We start from the raw sequence: 17,018 nt of genomic DNA on the forward strand, positions 1-17,018 counted from the left end.
GGCGGTGGTTTTCGGCCTCATGATTGACGCGAATCGGGGGATTTGCAGTCGCGTAGTGAGCCTTCCCGCCCAGACCGGCACTGGCGGGAGTGCCGGTTGATAGGCCAGCTGCGCTGGTGGTCGGGGGACTGCCAGCGCGGCGGGCGCCGTGGGCGAATGCCGGACTCCCCAATCTTCGTACGGCGCCACGCCGATGCGAATTTGCACTATTGCAACAATTGAGTAAAACTGCACTCCGTGTCAGAAAGTGCAACGTGTCAACCAGGCATCCGTGAACGCCGTAAGGCGTCCACTCGACGCCAGCTGACGTCCAACGCGCGTCGCCTGACGGCGGAGCGCGGTCTCAAAGGTTTCACGATCGAAGAGCTGTGCGATGAGGTCGGCATATCACGACGCACGTTCTTCAACTACTTCCCGAACAAGGAACATGCAGTCATGGGCAGCCATGACGACGAGTTCACCAGGCCCCTGCTTGAGAAGTTCATGGAGGGCAGGCCAGAGGGATGCATCGGAGTCTCTGAAACGTTGATGCCCGATCTTCTCGAGCTGGCCGTGACCCAGATGAACTTGAACGCAATCTCTGCGGAGGAAGCCAGGGCATTTCACGCGGCGATCGACAAGGAGCCCCAGCTCATCGGCTCAGTGCTGAAGATCGGGGCAGAGCGCGAGAAGCAGTTGGCCGAGATCATCACGAAGCGTGAAGGCATGGCACCAGATGACCAGACCGCGCACATTGCAGTGGTTCTCATGAGCGCTCTTTTGCGCAAGAGTACTGACGACTATTTCGCGCATGGAAACACAGTTCCCTTCGAAGAACTGATCAGGGGCCATTTTGCTTCAGCTCAGTCGCTCTTTGAATCACCCCACCCCACCCACACCCCCTAAGGACACTCTCTTCGATGGCCTCCTCTTCATCATCGACAGCAGTCGGCCAGCCGCTGCTGCTGACCCAGAAACGTATCTGGATCATCTTCTCCGCGCTCATCGCGGGAATGTTGCTCTCCAGTCTCGACCAGACGATCGTCTCCACTGCGATGCCGACAATTGTCGGGCAGCTGGGCGGCGTCGAGCACCAGGCATGGATCACCACCGCGTACCTGCTCGCGACAACAATCGTGATGCCGATCTATGGAAAGTTCGGTGACGTTCTCGGGCGTCGAAACCTGTTCCTGATCGCCATCGCACTCTTCACGCTCGCCTCTCTCGGCTGCGCATTCGCGACCGATTTCTGGGGCTTCGTCATCTTCCGTGCAATCCAGGGCCTTGGTGGCGGTGGCTTGATGATCCTCTCGCAGGCCATCATTGCTGACATCGTTCCGGCGAAGGACCGTGGAAAGTACATGGGTCCGCTCGGTGCAATCTTCGGCCTGTCTGCCGTTGCAGGCCCGCTGCTCGGCGGCTACTTCGTCGACCACCTCACGTGGGAGTGGGCGTTCTACATCAACATCCCGGTTGGCATCGCTGCGTTCGCGATCGCCTGGTTTGCCCTGACGCTGCCCAACAAGAAGGCAACGAAGAAGATCGACGTCCTCGGTGTCGTGCTGCTCTCGGCCGCGACGACCTTCCTGATCTTCTTCACCGACTTCGGTGGCAGCAAGAACCACGGCTGGGGTGCCCTCGAGACGTGGGCCCTTGGCGCCGCGATGGTCGCAGCAATCGGTGCATTCATCTGGGCAGAAACCCGTGCTGATGACCCCGTCATTCCGCTGTCGCTCTTCCGCAATCCGATTTTCATCAACGCGACGGCGATCGGTCTCACCCTCGGTCTCGGTATGTTCTCGGCAATCGCATTCGTGCCGACATTCCTCCAGATGTCCTCAGGGACGTCTGCCGCTGAGTCCGGCCTGCTGATGCTGCCGATGATGGCGGGTCTGATGTTGACGTCGATCTGGTCGGGTATCGCCATCAGTAAGACGGGAAAGTACAAGCTCTACCCAATTTTCGGCACGCTGCTGACCGCGGCAGCAATGCTCGCGATGACCACGCTGAGCGCGACCACGCCCATCTGGCTGATCTGCGTTTATCTGTTCTTCTTCGGGGCCGGCCTCGGACTGATCATGCAGGTCATCGTGCTCGTTGTACAGAACGCTGTGCCGGCCGAGATGGTGGGCACTGCAACCAGTACAAACAACTATTTCCGTGAGGTGGGTGCTGCACTCGGTGTCGCAATCTTTGGAGCGATCTTCACCAACTCGCTCTCCAGCAAGCTGACCGACGTGTTCACTGACGCCGGGGCATCAGCAGCGGATGCCGGCAGTGCCACAGCGACACTCGACCCGCAGACGCTGAGCCAGCTTCCGGATGCCGTCCGCGAGGGCGTCGTGACCGCATATGCCGACTCGCTCGCGCCCGTGTTCTGGTACCTGATTCCGTTCATCCTGCTGTCGTTCGTACTTGCGCTGTTCCTCAAGGAGATTCCGCTCTCTGACACTGCAGGCATGGTGGCTCGCGGCGAAGCAATCGGTGGTGCTGAGGCTGAAGAGATGCATGCCGCCCAGCTGGCTGGTGCTGGTGCTGGTGCCGGTGCTGATACTGCCGTGGATCGCGCTGCCTCGGATCGCGCTGCTGCGGGCGGCCCTGGGGAGGGATCGGGAGATCTGGTGTCAGACGACTCTGGCCCCGGAAAGGTCTAGCTCGAACACCCTCGCGTCCAACGCGACGTCCTGAAATGACGCGGTCGGCCTGATGGTCGGCCGCGTCATTTCACTGTGCAGGCACGCGGGGTCGGCCTTGCCGACGCGTTCACAACCGGCATAGAGTCCAGACATGGCCGATCACGCAGAGGTTCACAAGCCGCCAGTAGTTGTGGGGGTTGCGCCGGGGCAACCAGCCAGAATTGTCATTCAGGCGGCGCGCTTTGCTGCAGAGTTCGACACCTCGCTGATCTGTGCGCACGTGAACCCCGGACGGTTCGTGGTCTCGGAGTCAGCAGATGGCTCTGTGGTTTCATCGCCGATCGATCCGGACTTTGCCGACAATAGGGAAGTGGAGTTCGATCGTGAGCTGGCCGAAACCCTGTCGACAGTGCTGACTGACACTCACGTCGACTGGAGCACCCGTGTTCTGGTCGGCGATGTTCCGACGGCTCTTGGCCATCTGGCCGACACGGTGAACGCATCGATGATCGTCGTCGGCACCCATGATCGCTCGTTCAGCGGTGGCGTCCAGGAATTCTTCAACAGGTCGATTGCAATCCAGCTGGCCCACACTCAACTGCGCCCCGTGGTCGTCGTGCCTTCGCGGGCTCCCGGAGCCGAGTCGCGGATGCCATGGGAGTCAGCCTGATGGCGGGCGGCGGGCGCCCAAGTCACCTCAAGTGGAGATCGATCGGCCTTGTCGCTGCCGGCGGTGCGGTGGGTGCAGCCTGTCGTGAAGGGGTGTCTCTGTTAATCCCATCGGTGGGGGGCGTTCCCATCGCGATCGCCATCATCAACATAGTTGGCGCTTTCTTCCTCGGTTACCTCTACGAGATTCTCACTCGGCGCCCGTCAGGCGACCCGACGGTGTCGACGATGAAGTTATTGATCGGCACCGGATTCTGCGGTGGTTTCACCACATACAGTTCCCTGGCGACCGACACCGCAGTACTGAACTCGCACGGAGACTGGGGCATTGCACTGGTGTACTCGCTCGGTACCGTCGTGCTCGGCGCACTTGCCACATTGTTCGGAATCTTCATCGCAGCACGGGCGAATGACCGCTACAAGGCGACGCATCAGGCCGCGGCCGCATCCGGCACCCAGTCGGCGAGCGGAGCGCACTCATGAATCCGCTGATCTTCATCCTGCTCGCCCTTGCCGGCGGTGTCGGTGCCAGCGTGCGTTTTCTCGTCGATGGCCTGATTCGTGCCAATCTGAAGACCGCTTATCCATGGGCGACGACGATCATCAATATCTCCGGATCCCTGGTGCTTGGCTTCATCACCGGATTGACCATCGCCCGGGTGCTGCCGACCGACTTGAACATTGTGATCGGCACGGGCTTCCTCGGCGGATATACGACCTTCAGCACCGCGAGCTACGAGACAGTTCAGCTGATGAGACAGCGCCGGTATGGGCATGCTCTGGGGAGCGGCATCGGGATGCTCATCGGCTGCGTCGCTGCTGCGATGCTCGGGCTCTGGCTCGGCGGTTTGGTCTGACGACGAGTATTTGATCAGGTGTCCGAGAAATGCGGGCATAAGCGGATGATTCATAAGGTGAATTGTTATCACCGATTGAATTGTCTCCCCACCTTCGTGGGACACGCACAAAATGTCCAAGCTGCGGGCAGTTGGGAGCCCATCAGAAGGACTTATTGCCGCGAAGTTGACGCGCGGTTCGCGTGCCTGAAACAGTGAGTGCCTATGAGCACCGACGTCACATCAGCCCCATCAATTACCGGCTACGAGAGCCTCAACGACAGGGTATTTGTGATGGTCTCGTCGACAGCAAGCGTGGTCGACGCCACGAGCCCATCCCGTTTCCACTACTTCGAGCAGGATGGCGTCATCTGGGGGTCCTACGACGGCGACACCGTTGTGATCGGCCGCTTCTCCGGCTACCGCGAGAGCGACACCGTCACGATCAACTTCGTGCACCTGGGCATCAACGGAGCCACGACATCAGGCCCGGCGACCTCGGTCATCTCAACCGCCGCAGACGGAACGTTGCTGCTGACTGAGAACTTTGAGGGCCCGAACGGAACCCCAGAAGTCAGCGTGTGCCGCGAGGTGCGCGCTTAGCAACCTGCGCAGCGTGTGCGCTCTGTGCGCGTTCGTCGCTGGTTCGGACGAACCGGGTCATGCCGTAGCGCTCACCCGACTGTCGCAGGGTGTCGCTTGAATCGACGGGCATTCGAAGTGACACGTGTGAGCGTTCCTCGTCCATGAGGAAGACGGTCACGGTGGCTTTGATGGATGGCCACTGGGCGAGCCTGGTCGCAACCAGATTGTGGATGGCCGAGACCCCGGAGGCCCGGACGACAAGCATCGCGTCGTGCTCGCCTGTCATGACCGTGAAGTACTCGAGTTCATCGAGGCTTGACAGGCGGCTGCGGAAGTCGGCCCACTGGCTCTGGCGGACAGTGACGAACACCATTGCAGCGACGTTCAGCCCAACGGCCGCTGGGTCAATATCGGCGTGTACGCCGCGGATCACTCCCGAGCGCACCAGCGATTCGTAGCGGGTGTATGCGTTCGAGCGAGAGATGCCCAATTCCTCAGCCAGAGTGGCGATGGAGATCCGTCCGTTGTCTCGTAACATCTCGAGCATTCGTACATGAGTCTCATCAAGGTCCATCTGTGGCGCCCCTTTTGTCCATCGAATCATGCAGCCAGTCGGCTCGGTAGAGATAATATGCCGCCGATGGTCAATTTGTCATCAGTTTGTCCTGCATATCTCCGGTGACATTGACACTTGATCGACAATCCCAGTAATTTCAAGCTAACAATCCATCCCCCGTTAGGAGAACACTCCGTGTTGTCACCCACACGCCGTGTCGCGACAGTCGTTGGTCTCGCGACCGTAGCTGCGCTCACGTTCACTGCATGCAGCAGCTCACAGAGCACGGAATCGGGGTCAAGCGCGAAGTCCGTCGTCGTCGACGCATCCTTTGACCTGAAGACCGCCGACCCAAGCCGTCAGTATGAAACTACTGGGTCCATCGTCGCCAAGGCTCTCTACGAGACCCTGCTGACATTCGACGGTGATGACGTCACGCAGCCGGTCGATGGCATCGCAAGTTACGAAATGAATGCAGACAACACGGTCCTGACCCTCACGATCGATGGTGACCACACCTTCTCAGACGGTTCAGAGGTCACCGTCGACGATGCAGTGTTCTCCCTGGAGCGCGTGCAGGGCATCAAGGGAAACCCGTCATTCCTGCTCGACGGTGTCACCGTTGAGAAGACCAGCGACACCACGCTGACCCTGACATCCGCAGAGCCGAACCCGGCGCTTCCTTACATTCTCCCGAACCCGGCACTCGGTGTGCTGAGCGAGAAGATCGTCACTGAAAACGGTGGAACCACCGATGCAGACGACGACGCAGAGTCGTTCCTCAACACCGAATCTGCCGGCTCAGGCCCGTACATGCTCGAGTCATTCGACGCAGCATCGCAGGTCGTGCTGACCAAGAACCCGAATTACGCAGGCGAAGCGCCCGGCTACGACCGCGTTGTGCTGCGCAACGTGCAGGGCCCGACCCAGAAGCTCAACATCCAGGCCGGTGAATCGCAGGTCGCCCTTGATCTGAACCCCGACCAGGTTTCAGAGCTCGACGGTTCAGATGTCACAGTGATCAGCAACGCATCGCGCTACATGATCTTCCTGCTGCTCAACCAGGACAAGAACGTCAGCGACGTCACCAGCAACCCCGACTTCCTTGCAGCAGTCAAGCAGGGCATCGATTACGACAAGATCGTGTCGCTCGCCGGTGACGGTTCGGTTCAGCCGGGTGGATTCATCCCATCGCTGTTCGTCGGAGCACTCGACGCATCTGAGGGAAACCAGCGCGATGTCGCTGCTGCGAAGGCATCGTTGGCCGCGTCCGGTTATAAGGGTGACCCCGTTTCGCTCAACTTTCCCAACGACATCACTGTTCAGGGCCTGTCGCTGCAGAGCGTCGCGGAATCAGTCCAGGCTCAGCTCGCCGAGGTCGGCATCAACATCGTCCTCGCTCCGGCGCCCGTTGCCACTGAGCTCGACGCGTACCGCAACGGAACGGAGACCATCGGTCTCTGGTACTGGGGCCCCGACTTCCCCGACCCGTCGAATTACCTCGTATTCACCCCGGGTGAACTCGTCGGCCTGCGTGCGGGCTGGGCGGCAGGCTCCGATGCAACGGTGACCGACCTCGCTGCAGCGGCTCATGCAGCAGTCGGAACCGAGGCTCGTCAGGCCGCATACGCCGACCTGCAGAAGGCACAGAATGCAACGGGACCCTTCGTTCCGCTGCTGCAGCCGGCTCAGAATGTCGTGACGTCGCCGAGCATCACCTCGGTCAGCCTCAACCCCGTCTGGACGATTGATCTTGCCGGAATCAAATAGCATCACTGCCGCGCCAGCGGTTGCAGGTAACGCGTCAGCGGGGATCCCCCCGCTGGCGCGTTACCTCATGATCCGGCTCGGCATCACTGCCCTCCTCATCCTCGGCGTCACTCTGGTGACGTTCGTACTCACCAACCTGGTTCCGGCCGATCCCGTGCAGGCTGCCCTGGGCGAACAGGCGGCGGCGAACCCGGAGATCGTCGCACAGTTCCGCGCCGACGCCGGACTCGACAAGTCGTTGCCCGTGCAGTACTTCACCTACCTGGGCAATCTGATTCAGGGTGACCTCGGCACATCGACGCAAACCAGACAGCCGGTTGCCGAAGAACTCGGTCGCGCGTTCCCCGCGACAATCGAACTCGCCGTGGGGGCAATCCTCATCTCGGCGATCATCGGCATCGGTCTTGGCCTGTGGGCCGCACTTCGCCAGCGCACCTTCGTCGACCAGATCATCCGTGTCGTCAGCCTCATCGGGCTGTCGGTGCCCACCTTCTGGATGGCCCTGCTCGTCTACTACATCTTCTTCTTCCAGCTTCGACTGTTCCCCGGTTCAGGACGACTCGACCCGACTGCCATTGCACCGCCGCACGTCACCGGCATGTACACGGTCGACTCGTTAATCGCCGGCCAGTGGTCGACATTCTTTGATGCGGTCTATCACCTGGTGCTTCCGGCATCGGTGCTGGCTCTGTACACGATCGGTCTGCTGACGCGGTTCGCTCGTTCGGCAATTCTTGAGGTGCTTGATTCCGAGTACGTCAAGGGCGCCAGGGCCAAGGGGCTCAGTAGCCCGACGGTGATGTTGCGCTATGTGTTGCGTGGCGCACTCGTGCCCATCATCACTGTGCTCGGCATCGCGTTCGGCTCGCTCCTGAGCGGGACCGTTCTCGTCGAGAAGGTCTACTCGTGGCATGGCCTGGGTGAATACGCGTTCTCGTCGGCGACCAAGCTTGACCTGCCCGCCATCATGGGCGTCGGTCTCGTCGTCGGCATCGTCTACATCGGTCTCAACTTCCTGGTCGACATCGCCTATGGATTCATTGACCCGAGAGTGAGGGCAGCATGAGCCAGATAGCGCTCCAACCGGACATCCTCACCACGCAGGCACGCCGCAGGTTCCGCTTCCCGAAGGGTGCCCGCGATCCGCTCGCCGTGACCGGGGCGACGATCATCGTTGTCTGGCTGCTGCTTGCGCTGCTGTCGCCGATGATCAGCCCTGCCGGCCCTCTGGCCCAGGACTTCGAGCGTCTGCAACCGCCGAGTGCCGAGCACTGGTTCGGTACAGACCAACTCGGACGCGACGTGTTCTCTCGGGTGCTCGCTGGGGCACGGGTGTCGATTCTGCTCCCGCTGCTACTCGTCGTCTCATCGATGGTCGTCGGTACGGTGCTCGGCGCCATTGCCGGATACTTCGGCAAGGTAGCGGATGAGACCATCATGCGGATCGCCGACCTCGTCTTTGCGTTCCCAACGATCATCCTGGCCATGGTCATTTCTGCATCGCTCGGCCCGAGTCTGACCAATGCGGTGATCGCAATGCTCATCGTGTCGTGGCCGGCGTATTCACGCGTGACGCGTTCGCTGGTCGTCGTGGCATCCCGGTCTGAATATGTCGTCGCCGGGCGGCTGCTGGGCAACGGGCCGTTCGTGTCGCTTGCCAAGGACATCCTGCCGAACGTCATCGCACCGGTCGTGGTGCTCGCGACGCTCGACGTCGGCACGGCGATCCTGCTACTAGCCGGACTCTCGTTCCTCGGACTTGGCGCGGTTCCGCCGACGCCGGACTGGGGAGCCATGGTTTCGGACGGCGTCCAACAGTTCTCGTCATGGTGGATCTCGGTCTTCCCTGGCCTGGCCATCCTGACTGTCGTGCTGGCCTTCAACTTCCTGGGCGACGCACTGCGCGACTCGCTCGACCCGCGAACCGCCGACGCAGTGAAGGGACGCGCACTGTGACCAGCACCAGCACCAGCACCAGCACCAGCACCAGCGCTGGCGTGAAGACCGGAATCTCGATCTCCGGACTGACCATGACTCTCGGCAGGGGAGAGAACGCGAAGCACATCCTGCGCGGAATCGACCTGGACATCCCGGCCGGTCAGATCACCGGCCTGGCTGGCGAGTCCGGCTCGGGCAAGACCATGACCGGGATGACGATCTGCGGGCTGCAACCGCCGCAGGCGCAGCTGGGCGGTCGCATCGACTATCGAGGAACCAACCTGCTCGATCTGTCGCAGCGGGGGCTCAACGACTTGCGCGGCACGGAGATCGCCATGGTGTTCCAGGATCCGACAGCGAGCCTGCACCCGATGCTCTCGATCCAGACGCAGCTTACCGATCACCTGCGGCACCACACCGGGCTATCGAAGAAGGACGCCATCGAGCGCGCGTTCACCGTGCTCGAACAGGTGAAGGTTCCCGATCCGCGGGCTGCACTCAAGAAGTATCCGCACCAGTTCTCTGGCGGTCAGCTGCAACGCATCGCCATCGCATCCGCGATCATGTGCAACCCGAATGTGCTCATCGCTGACGAGCCGACGACAGCATTGGACGTCACGGTGCAGGCCGGCGTGCTCAGGCTGCTGCGTGAGCTGTGCGACGACCTCGGCCTCGCGATCCTGCTCGTTACCCATGACCTCGGAGTGATGTCGGCTCTGGCCGACACTATCGCCGTTATGAGAAACGGGGAGATCGTCGAACACGGCGATCGGTTCCAGGTGATCACGGCGCCGCAGGATCCATATACGAAAGCGCTCATCGACGCGCTGCCGCAGGCTGACGGTTCGCACGGAGTCACGCGCATCGACGCGCTGCTCCTCGACAACACGGTGGAGGCATAATGCCCGAATTGCTCACGATCGATCGGGCCAGGGTGACGTACAAGCAGCCGGGACGCCAGCGTCTCGTCGCGGTCAACGACGTCAGTCTGAGCCTTGGCAAGCGGCAGGTTCTCGGGCTGGTCGGCGAATCAGGCTGCGGCAAGTCCACTCTGGCGAAGGCCATCTGCGGACTCGAAGGTCTGGCTGGCGGATCTATCGAGTTCAACGGCATTCCGGTGAAGAAGCTCGGGATGCACAAACGTGACAAGGCGCAGTTGCGTATTCAGATGGTGTTTCAGAACCCGTACGCGTCACTCAACCCGCGCCGCACGATCGGTCGTCAGATCGAAGACGGCCTGCGCGTCAACCCGGACAGCTCCGCGTGGACGGTGCCAGACCTGCTCGATCACGTCGAACTGGATGCTTCTGCTCGCGACCGCTTTCCGCACCAGTTCTCCGGAGGTCAGCGTCAGCGCATCGCTATCGCGAGGGCGATCGCTGCCGGCCCAGAGCTGCTGGTCGGCGACGAGCCGATCGCGTCACTCGACGCATCGCTGCAGGCAAAGGTGGCCGGTCTGATGCGCCGGTTATCGCTGGAAACCGGGGCGTCGCTGCTGTTCATCAGTCATGACCTGTCAGTCGTGCGCGTGATCGCCGACGACGTAGCTGTCATGAGCCACGGTTCGATCGTCGAATCAGGCAAGGTCGACGAGATCTGGTCGAACCCGCAGCAGCCATACACGCAGCAGCTGCTTGCATCCATTCCGAAGGTCGACGGCCTCGGCATTCTGCCTGGTTAGTCTCGAAAGAACAGGGAGGGAGGACAGCCGCGTGGCTGCCCTCCCCTCCCTGTTGTTCTCCCCTTAGCCGTTGAACTCGGCCGGGTGCGGACCGGTGCGGCCCTCTCGCTCCAGAGCGTCGATGGCCGTGAGGTCGGCATCCGTCAGCGTGAAGTCAAGGATGTCGAGGTTCTCACGGATGCGCGACGGCGTCACCGACTTGGGGATGATGATGCGGTCCTGCTGCAGGTGCCAGCGCAGGATGACCTGGGCCGGCGTGCGACCGAGGCGCGCGGCGATCGCGGTGATCGTCTCGTCGCTGAGCATCGCGCCTTGGGCAAGCGGGCTCCAGGCCTCCGTCGCGATGCCGTGAGCGCGGTTGTAAGCCGCAGTCTCATGCTGCTGGAGAGCGGGGTGCAGTTCGACCTGGTTGATGGCCGGCACGACTGTCGCGGCAGCGAGAAGCTCGTCAAGCTGCTCTGGCAGGAAATTTGAGACGCCGATTGCCCGCACGCGACCGTCAGCGTATAGCTTCTCGAGTGCGCGCCACGACTCGACGAATAGCTTGTTCGCGGGGGCTGGCCAATGAATCAAGTACAGGTCGAGGTAGTCGAGCCCGAGAGTTGCGAGGCTGGCGTCAAACGCGGCCAGAGTCTTCTCGTAGCCCTGATCGGAGTTCCACAGCTTGGTGGTGATGAACAGCTCGTCGCGGCTGATGCCCGAGGTCGCCAGTGCGCGACCGGTACCTGCCTCGTTGCCATAGATGGTGGCGGTATCGATGCTGCGGTAGCCGGCAGCAAGGGCTTCGGCGACGGCAGTCGTCGTTTCGGCATCGCCGACCTGGAAGACGCCGAAACCGATCTGCGGAATCTCGACGCCGTTGTTTAGCGTGATGGTGGGGATGGCGGTGCTTGTCATGATTTCTCCTTGTGGTGCGGTGTGGTGCGATGTGAAGAGCGAGGAAGGTCAGGCGCCAACGTCGACCAGATCTGTTGCCGGCGCAGTGCGTCGCCTGGCGACCAGCATTGCGCCGCTCAGCAGGACCAGGGCGATCAGGGTGATCAGCGCGCCGGCCCAGATGGGCGAGGTGTAGCCGAGGCCCGCGCTGATGGTGAGGCCGCCGATGCCGGCGCCGAGCGCATTGCCGAGGTTGAACGCGGCGATGTTGGCACTTGAGGCCAGCGTCGGGGCTGTACCGCCGTACGTCATGGTGCGCAGCTGCAGCCCTGGCACTGTCGCGAAACCGAAGCCGCCCATCAAAAAGAGTGATGCGATCGTCATGATGGGGCTGTGCGCGGTGAGGGCGAAGACGACGAGAACAAGGATGAGGCCGATCAGGATGACGGCCAGCGCACGGTCGACACCACGGTCAGCTGCCTTGCCGCCGAGCACGTTGCCGATGAAGAGGCCGACGCCGAGCAGGATGAGCAACCACGGCACGCTGGTGCTGGCAAAGCCGGTCACCTCGGTGAGCGTGAAGGCGATATAGGTGAATGCGCCAAAGATTCCGCCGTATCCGAAGATCGTCAGAAGAAGCGAGAGCCAGACCTGACCGGAGCGGAACGCGCGCAATTCTGCTATCAGCCCGCCGGAGACATCCGCTGCTGACCGAGGAGTACGCGGGATGAACGCGATGAGGCCGATGAGGGCGATGACGCCGATGATGGTGATCGCGACGAAGGTCGAGCGCCAGCCGAAGCTCTGGCCGAGGAATGTGCCGAACGGGACGCCGAGAACGTTCGCGGCGGTGAGGCCGGTGAACATGATCGCGATGGCGCCGGCCTTCTTCTCTGGCGCGACGAGGCTTGCCGCAACGACAGAACCGATGCCAAAGAATGCGCCGTGGCAGAGAGCGGCGACAATGCGTCCGATCATCATCGACGGGTAGTCGGCGGCAGTGGCTGAGAGCAGGTTGCCGATGATGAACAGCACCATCAGAGCGAGAAGGACGGGCTTGCGGGGGAGCCGGGTGACAGCTGCCGTGATGACGAGCGCCCCCACGGCGACACTGAGCGCGTAGCCGGTGATGAGCCAGCCGGCGGCTGCCTCAGTGACCGCGAAGTCGGTAGCGATTTCGGGGAGCAGCCCCATGATGACAAATTCGGTGAGTCCGATTCCGAACCCTCCGACTGCGAGGGCGATGAGGCCAAGTGGCATGCGAATTCTCCAGGGATATACAGGTGCGGGCTAGGCAGAAACCAAGTTTGTGCTTACGCTTGTAGTTGCAGGCGCTGGATAAATCATTGCACACGCAACTATACCGCGCAAGCAACTAGTTACGACTGACAGGAGAAACAGATGGGTATCGCCGACGACGCCGTCGAGATTCGCACCAGGGGATGGCGAACGCTCGCCGCGCTGCACGGTCTTATCGAGACCGAGCTTGAGCGCGCGCTCCAAAACTCGGTTCAGCTTTCAGTCGTCGAGTACACCGTGCTTGATGCGCTGAGCCGCCAGGACGGCTGGCACATGCGCATGCAGCAGCTCGCGCACGCCAGCGCCCTGAGCGCGAGCGCGACGACCCGCCTCGTGACGCGACTCGAAGACAGGGGGCTGCTCACTCGCATCCTCTGTGCAGACGATCGCCGTGGCATCTATACCGAGCTGACGGTGGCCGGCAGCGAGTTACTCGAGAAGGCCAGGCCGATCCACGATGCGACGCTCGAGCGTGCGTTGGCCGAAGCGCGAGAGGTTCCCGAACTCGCGCCCCTCGTCGAGTCCCTTCCCGAGCTGTTGGCCGTGCCCACAAACTAACCGCGCCTTCGGGTAGCGCAGGCGACGAAAGCTCTATGCTCACTGCATGGATGCAACGGTGCAGACCCTCCCGCGCAAGACAATTGCCGCGTACGCGATCGGTTCGCTCGGTACCGGCGGTTTCGCCACGCTGCCCGGCCTGGTGCTGGTCTACTACCTGACAGACACTCTCGGCATCACAGCGCTCGCCGCCGGACTTGTCGTGACCCTGGCCAAGGTCTGGGATGTCGTCATCGACCCCATCATCGGCACCCGCAGCGACCAAAGCCTGGCCGCGACAGGCTCACGCAAGCGGTTCATGCTGCTGGGCGGTTCGCTGCTGCCGATCTTCTTCATCCTGACATTCGCGGTGCCGGCCGCCGTGGACCAGGTTGCTGCCTCGCTCTGGGTGTGCCTCGCGTTCCTGCTCTGCGCCACGGCGTTCAGCTTGTTCCAGGTGCCATACATCGCTCTGCCCGCCGAACTCACCGGCGACTACAACGACCGCACCCGCTTGCTCACCTGGCGGGTGGTGGTGCTTGCCTTCGCGATCCTGCTGTTCGGTGCCGGGGGACCGCTGCTTCGAAGCCTCAGCTCAGACGCCCGCGTCGGATACCTGCTGATGGCGGTGGTCGCCGGCATCGTCATCAGTGTCGGGATGCTGATCTCGGCATCCGTCGCCCCGCGCACTGTCTTGTCGACCGCGAGTCCGAACCAGCCAGCCGCGCCACGTGAGCGCTGGAGCAACGGATACCTCAACGGTGTCAGGGCGCTGAAGCGGAGCCAGCCGTTCCGTGTACTGCTTGCCACGTTCGTCCTGCAGGGACTGGCCACCGGCATCATGCTCGCCGGCGCCCAGTACGTGGCGACCTGGGTGTTGCACTCGGAGGATGCCGTCACCTTGCTCTTTGTCGCCCTGATCGCGCCGGCCTTGCTCTGTGCACCGATCTGGGGAGTGATCGCCAGGCACATCGGCAAGGAGCGCGCATTTCAGATTGCCAGCGTGCTCTTCGGCATCGCGGCCCTCGCGCTCGTCGGGCAGCTGTGGGCGCCCGGTGCGTGGATCTACGGTCCTGTCGCGCTGGCCGGGGCGGCCTATGCCGGCTTGCAGTCGCTGCCGATGGCCATGCTGCCCGACGTCATCTCACACGACGCCCAGGCCAACGGCTCAGGCAACGCCGGCATCTTCGGTGGTGTCTGGACGGCGGGTGAGACTGCAGGCATGGCATTCGGGGCGACCGCTCTCACAGTGGTGCTTGCGCTCACCGGCTACGTCGAGCGCGTCGCGGGCGAAACAGTGGAGCAGACCGCGAGTGCCGTGGCCGGCATCGTGATCAGCTTCAGCCTCGTTCCCGCAGCCGTCATGGTGATCAGCCTCATCACGCTGTCCCGCTATCGCCTGCGCAAGAGCGACATCGACCAATCAGTTACAACCCAGGAGGCCCTTCATGGTTGAGTTGACCAAACAGTCAGAACAGATCCTCGCTCGGTTGAGCGAGCTTCGCACAATGGATGCTCCGACGCACGGTGGCCACGTGCTCTCGTATGTGTACGACTCGGGTCTGGCGGAGCTCGACGAGCTGGCCGCGCAGGCGATCCGGACCATGCAGCCGGTCAACGGGCTTGATCCGACGACATTTCCATCGGTCGCGGCGATGGAGCGCGACGTCATCGGGTTTGCTCGCCGGATACTGCATGGTGACGCGACATCGGGTGCCGGCGCCACCGCAGACACCACCATCGTCGGCACCGTCACATCCGGTGGCACCGAGAGTTGCCTGCTCGCCGTCAAGACAGCCAGGGACCTCTGGCGCGCCAACGGCGGCACCGGGACTCCGCGTCTTCTCGCGCCGGTTACCGTGCACGCGGCATTCCACAAGGCGGCGCACTACTTCGGGCTTGACCTCGAGCTTGTCCCCGTCGACACCGACGGTCAGCTGGATGCCAACGAGCTGATCCTCCGCTTCGGAGCGGATGTCGCCCTTGTCGTCGTCTCTGCACCGTCGTACCCGTTTGCGAACCTCGACCCGGTCGAAGCGGTCGCGACAGCGGCATCCATTGCCGGGCTCTCCTGTCACGTCGACGCCTGCATCGGCGGTTGGGTATTGCCGTGGTGGGGGAGCGACTTGCCTGCATGGGACTTCGCGATTGCCGGCGTCACCAGCATCTCGGCCGACCTGCACAAGTTCGGCTACGCGCCCAAGGGCGTCTCTGTTCTGCTGCAGCGTGGCAGGGACAGGCAGCGCCACCAGTACTTCGCGACCAAACGCTGGCCCGGATACCCGGTGGTCAACCCGACGATGCTCGGCTCGAAATCGGCCGGAGCCCTCGCTGCCGGGTGGGCGATCATCCAGCGCCTCGGCGATGACGGCTTCGCTGCACTCAGCCAGTCATGCAAGCGGTCGACCGAGGCGTTGGTCACCGCGGCGGATGCCATCGAGGGGCTGCGCATCGTCGGCTCACCGATCGGCCCACTCTTCGCGATCGCCACCGATGAGAGTGCGCCGCTTACCAGCCGCGTCGACCCGCATCACCTCGCCGACCGGATGCGACAGCTCGGCTGGCTCGTGCAGCAGCAGCCGGGTTTGACCCAGTCGGATGGTGTCCGGCTTCAGCACACGGCACACCTCACCGTCACCCCGGTCACCGAGTCGGTGCTCACCGATCTGATCGGGGCGCTCGTGCAGGCCGCCGACGATGTGAGGGGCGAGCCCGCCGTCGATCCGGTGCGCCTGCTCCCTGCGCTGCCTGAGCTTCCGGCCGCCATTCTGGCCGGCGAGCAGGTGCTCACCTCAGAGCAGGCGTTCGAGATTCTCGCAAGCCTCGGCATCGGCGCCGACGGGGCAGATGCGCTGCCAGAGCACCTCGCACCCTTGCTCGCTGTGATGGAAGCCCTGCCCGCGCCGCTCACCGAGCGACTGCTTGTCGAGTTGCTGGCGCGGCTGGCCGAGCCTCAGCACTGAGACCTGAAACCGGATGCTGCCGAGTTATTGCGCCGTAGAATCCTGAGCCGCAGCGCCGTTCGACTCGAGGCTCTCGGTGAATGCCTTCTCGTCTTCTTCAGAGAGCGACGTCTTGACGACTTCGCCGCCGAAGGGAGCGAGCGCTGCAGTGAACTTGTCTTCGGTGATCTTCGTGGCGTAGATCACGACAGCTGACTTGCCGGCAGAGACCGCTTCCTGAACGCGCTTGCGAAACTCGCTGTTGATGCTTGTGCGATCGAGCCCAGCGACAAGGCCGCCCAGGATTCCTCCGGTGATCAGCCCGACAAAAGGCACCAGGAACAACAACCCGATTACTGTGCCGAACAGCGCGCCACCGGCCAGCCCGAGCCCGACATTCGTGGCATCACCCGGCGTGTGCACGTGTGTCTTGCCGTCTTCGTCAACCGTGACCAGGGCCAGTCCGGCCAGCTCGACGATCAAATCGTCCTGTAGCGCCTGGATTTTTTCGTACGCGCCCTCCGCCTGGGATTCGGTGTCGAATGCAATAACAATCAGGTCAGCCATGCGTATGCTCTTCTCTCTCGTGCCCCGACATTCGGCGTCGAGGCGTGGTCCCACTCTCACCCGGAGCGCATCGGGGGACAAGGGCGCTAGCGCTGAAGCCCGTTGCCCCTGGCAGGCGGGAGAGTATCGTTCGATCGTGAGGGTGGA

18 protein-coding genes are annotated in these 17,018 nt (G+C 62.6%); 14 read left to right on the forward strand and 4 right to left on the reverse strand.

All coding sequences use genetic code 11. The annotated features are described in order from the left end of the window. The first annotated feature begins 237 nt into the window (after positions 1-237). The 6 genes from ACMT3I_RS01350 (at position 238) to ACMT3I_RS01375 (ending at position 4,723) form a co-directional block, all read left to right on the forward strand. Entirely contained in the window at positions 238-885 is a 648-nt protein-coding gene (locus ACMT3I_RS01350; protein WP_414802644.1) for a TetR/AcrR family transcriptional regulator, read from the forward strand. A 14-nt stretch (positions 886-899) separates the two neighbouring features. Then, entirely contained in the window at positions 900-2,633 is a 1,734-nt protein-coding gene (locus ACMT3I_RS01355; protein ID WP_414802645.1) for an MDR family MFS transporter, read from the forward strand. Positions 2,634-2,766: 133 nt separating this feature from the next. Then, the gene (locus ACMT3I_RS01360) at positions 2,767-3,285 is read left to right on the forward strand and encodes a universal stress protein (RefSeq protein ID WP_414802646.1); all 519 of its coding nucleotides are present in this window, start codon (positions 2,767-2,769) and stop codon (positions 3,283-3,285) included. Further along, the gene (locus ACMT3I_RS01365; RefSeq protein ID WP_414803504.1) at positions 3,285-3,767 is read left to right on the forward strand and encodes a fluoride efflux transporter FluC; all 483 of its coding nucleotides are present in this window, start codon (positions 3,285-3,287) and stop codon (positions 3,765-3,767) included. The genes ACMT3I_RS01360 and ACMT3I_RS01365 overlap by 1 nt, the downstream gene beginning before the upstream one ends. Beyond that, the gene (gene crcB / locus ACMT3I_RS01370) at positions 3,764-4,141 is read left to right on the forward strand and encodes a fluoride efflux transporter CrcB (RefSeq protein ID WP_414802647.1); all 378 of its coding nucleotides are present in this window, start codon (positions 3,764-3,766) and stop codon (positions 4,139-4,141) included. Before ACMT3I_RS01365 ends, crcB begins: the two co-directional genes overlap by 4 nt. Positions 4,142-4,345: 204 nt before the next feature. Continuing rightward, the gene (locus ACMT3I_RS01375; RefSeq protein ID WP_414802648.1) at positions 4,346-4,723 is read left to right on the forward strand and encodes a hypothetical protein; all 378 of its coding nucleotides are present in this window, start codon (positions 4,346-4,348) and stop codon (positions 4,721-4,723) included. Here the strand turns inward: ACMT3I_RS01375 and ACMT3I_RS01380 are convergent. After that, on the reverse strand, positions 4,695-5,309 hold the full coding sequence (locus ACMT3I_RS01380) for an Lrp/AsnC family transcriptional regulator (protein ID WP_414802649.1): 615 nt from the start codon (positions 5,307-5,309) through the stop codon (positions 4,695-4,697). The two genes, ACMT3I_RS01375 and ACMT3I_RS01380, sit on opposite strands and share 29 nt — an antisense overlap. Positions 5,310-5,456: 147 nt before the next feature. Here ACMT3I_RS01380 and ACMT3I_RS01385 point away from each other — a divergent pair, with 147 nt between their 5' ends. The 5 genes from ACMT3I_RS01385 to ACMT3I_RS01405 are packed head-to-tail and all read left to right on the forward strand — an operon-like array spanning position 5,457 to position 10,650. Beyond that, positions 5,457-7,031 carry an ABC transporter substrate-binding protein gene (locus tag ACMT3I_RS01385; RefSeq protein ID WP_414802650.1) on the forward strand — a complete coding sequence of 525 codons (1,575 nt, stop codon included), beginning with the start codon at positions 5,457-5,459 and terminating at the stop codon, positions 7,029-7,031. Continuing rightward, positions 7,015-8,097: an ABC transporter permease gene (locus ACMT3I_RS01390; protein WP_414802651.1), complete on the forward strand. Its 1,083-nt coding sequence runs from the start codon at positions 7,015-7,017 to the stop codon at positions 8,095-8,097. Before ACMT3I_RS01385 ends, ACMT3I_RS01390 begins: the two co-directional genes overlap by 17 nt. Continuing rightward, positions 8,094-8,987: an ABC transporter permease gene (locus ACMT3I_RS01395; RefSeq protein ID WP_414802652.1), complete on the forward strand. Its 894-nt coding sequence runs from the start codon at positions 8,094-8,096 to the stop codon at positions 8,985-8,987. The genes ACMT3I_RS01390 and ACMT3I_RS01395 overlap by 4 nt, the downstream gene beginning before the upstream one ends. Next, positions 8,984-9,871, forward strand: a complete 888-nt coding sequence (locus ACMT3I_RS01400; protein WP_414802653.1) for an ABC transporter ATP-binding protein — start codon at positions 8,984-8,986, stop codon at positions 9,869-9,871. The genes ACMT3I_RS01395 and ACMT3I_RS01400 overlap by 4 nt, the downstream gene beginning before the upstream one ends. Continuing rightward, a complete protein-coding gene (locus tag ACMT3I_RS01405) occupies positions 9,871-10,650 on the forward strand; it encodes an ABC transporter ATP-binding protein (protein WP_414802654.1) in 780 nt (259 codons plus the stop codon). Before ACMT3I_RS01400 ends, ACMT3I_RS01405 begins: the two co-directional genes overlap by 1 nt. Positions 10,651-10,713: 63 nt before the next feature. On the opposite strand, the gene ACMT3I_RS01410 is transcribed toward ACMT3I_RS01405, so the two are convergent. Both ACMT3I_RS01410 and ACMT3I_RS01415 read right to left on the reverse strand, forming a co-directional pair. After that, entirely contained in the window at positions 10,714-11,547 is an 834-nt protein-coding gene (locus ACMT3I_RS01410; RefSeq protein ID WP_414802655.1) for an aldo/keto reductase, read from the reverse strand. A 48-nt stretch (positions 11,548-11,595) separates the two neighbouring features. After that, positions 11,596-12,786 carry an MFS transporter gene (locus tag ACMT3I_RS01415; protein WP_414802656.1) on the reverse strand — a complete coding sequence of 397 codons (1,191 nt, stop codon included), beginning with the start codon at positions 12,784-12,786 and terminating at the stop codon, positions 11,596-11,598. 141 nt (positions 12,787-12,927) lie between these two features. Between ACMT3I_RS01415 and ACMT3I_RS01420 the strand changes: the two genes are divergently transcribed. The 3 genes from ACMT3I_RS01420 to ACMT3I_RS01430 are packed head-to-tail and all read left to right on the forward strand — an operon-like array spanning position 12,928 to position 16,325. Next, positions 12,928-13,383, forward strand: coding sequence for a MarR family winged helix-turn-helix transcriptional regulator (locus ACMT3I_RS01420; RefSeq protein WP_414802657.1), 456 nt, complete (start codon positions 12,928-12,930; stop codon positions 13,381-13,383). 46 nt (positions 13,384-13,429) lie between these two features. Next, positions 13,430-14,818, forward strand: coding sequence for an MFS transporter (locus tag ACMT3I_RS01425; protein WP_414802658.1), 1,389 nt, complete (start codon positions 13,430-13,432; stop codon positions 14,816-14,818). Continuing rightward, positions 14,811-16,325, forward strand: coding sequence for a pyridoxal phosphate-dependent decarboxylase family protein (locus ACMT3I_RS01430; protein WP_414802659.1), 1,515 nt, complete (start codon positions 14,811-14,813; stop codon positions 16,323-16,325). The genes ACMT3I_RS01425 and ACMT3I_RS01430 overlap by 8 nt, the downstream gene beginning before the upstream one ends. Positions 16,326-16,349: 24 nt before the next feature. On the opposite strand, the gene ACMT3I_RS01435 is transcribed toward ACMT3I_RS01430, so the two are convergent. After that, on the reverse strand, positions 16,350-16,871 hold the full coding sequence (locus tag ACMT3I_RS01435) for a DUF1269 domain-containing protein (protein WP_414802660.1): 522 nt from the start codon (positions 16,869-16,871) through the stop codon (positions 16,350-16,352). Positions 16,872-17,018 lie beyond the last annotated feature (147 nt).

The organism is Leifsonia sp. A12D58, assembly GCF_047530025.1.
Lineage (GTDB): Bacteria > Actinomycetota > Actinomycetes > Actinomycetales > Microbacteriaceae > Cryobacterium.

Bases quoted from the DNA above. Each gene is read 5' to 3' on its own strand.
- ACMT3I_RS01355 (WP_414802645.1), top strand. From the start codon at position 900: ATGGCCTCCTCTTCATCATCGACAGCAGTCGGCCAGCCGCTGCTGCTG.
- ACMT3I_RS01360 (WP_414802646.1), top strand. From the start codon at position 2,767: ATGGCCGATCACGCAGAGGTTCACAAGCCGCCAGTAGTTGTGGGGGTT.
- ACMT3I_RS01365 (WP_414803504.1), top strand. From the start codon at position 3,285: ATGGCGGGCGGCGGGCGCCCAAGTCACCTCAAGTGGAGATCGATCGGC.
- crcB (WP_414802647.1), top strand. From the start codon at position 3,764: ATGAATCCGCTGATCTTCATCCTGCTCGCCCTTGCCGGCGGTGTCGGT.
- ACMT3I_RS01375 (WP_414802648.1), top strand. From the start codon at position 4,346: ATGAGCACCGACGTCACATCAGCCCCATCAATTACCGGCTACGAGAGC.
- ACMT3I_RS01380 (WP_414802649.1), bottom strand. From the start codon at position 5,309: ATGATTCGATGGACAAAAGGGGCGCCACAGATGGACCTTGATGAGACT.
- ACMT3I_RS01395 (WP_414802652.1), top strand. From the start codon at position 8,094: ATGAGCCAGATAGCGCTCCAACCGGACATCCTCACCACGCAGGCACGC.
- ACMT3I_RS01405 (WP_414802654.1), top strand. From the start codon at position 9,871: ATGCCCGAATTGCTCACGATCGATCGGGCCAGGGTGACGTACAAGCAG.
- ACMT3I_RS01410 (WP_414802655.1), bottom strand. From the start codon at position 11,547: ATGACAAGCACCGCCATCCCCACCATCACGCTAAACAACGGCGTCGAG.
- ACMT3I_RS01415 (WP_414802656.1), bottom strand. From the start codon at position 12,786: ATGCCACTTGGCCTCATCGCCCTCGCAGTCGGAGGGTTCGGAATCGGA.
- ACMT3I_RS01420 (WP_414802657.1), top strand. From the start codon at position 12,928: ATGGGTATCGCCGACGACGCCGTCGAGATTCGCACCAGGGGATGGCGA.
- ACMT3I_RS01425 (WP_414802658.1), top strand. From the start codon at position 13,430: ATGGATGCAACGGTGCAGACCCTCCCGCGCAAGACAATTGCCGCGTAC.
- ACMT3I_RS01430 (WP_414802659.1), top strand. From the start codon at position 14,811: ATGGTTGAGTTGACCAAACAGTCAGAACAGATCCTCGCTCGGTTGAGC.
- ACMT3I_RS01435 (WP_414802660.1), bottom strand. From the start codon at position 16,871: ATGGCTGACCTGATTGTTATTGCATTCGACACCGAATCCCAGGCGGAG.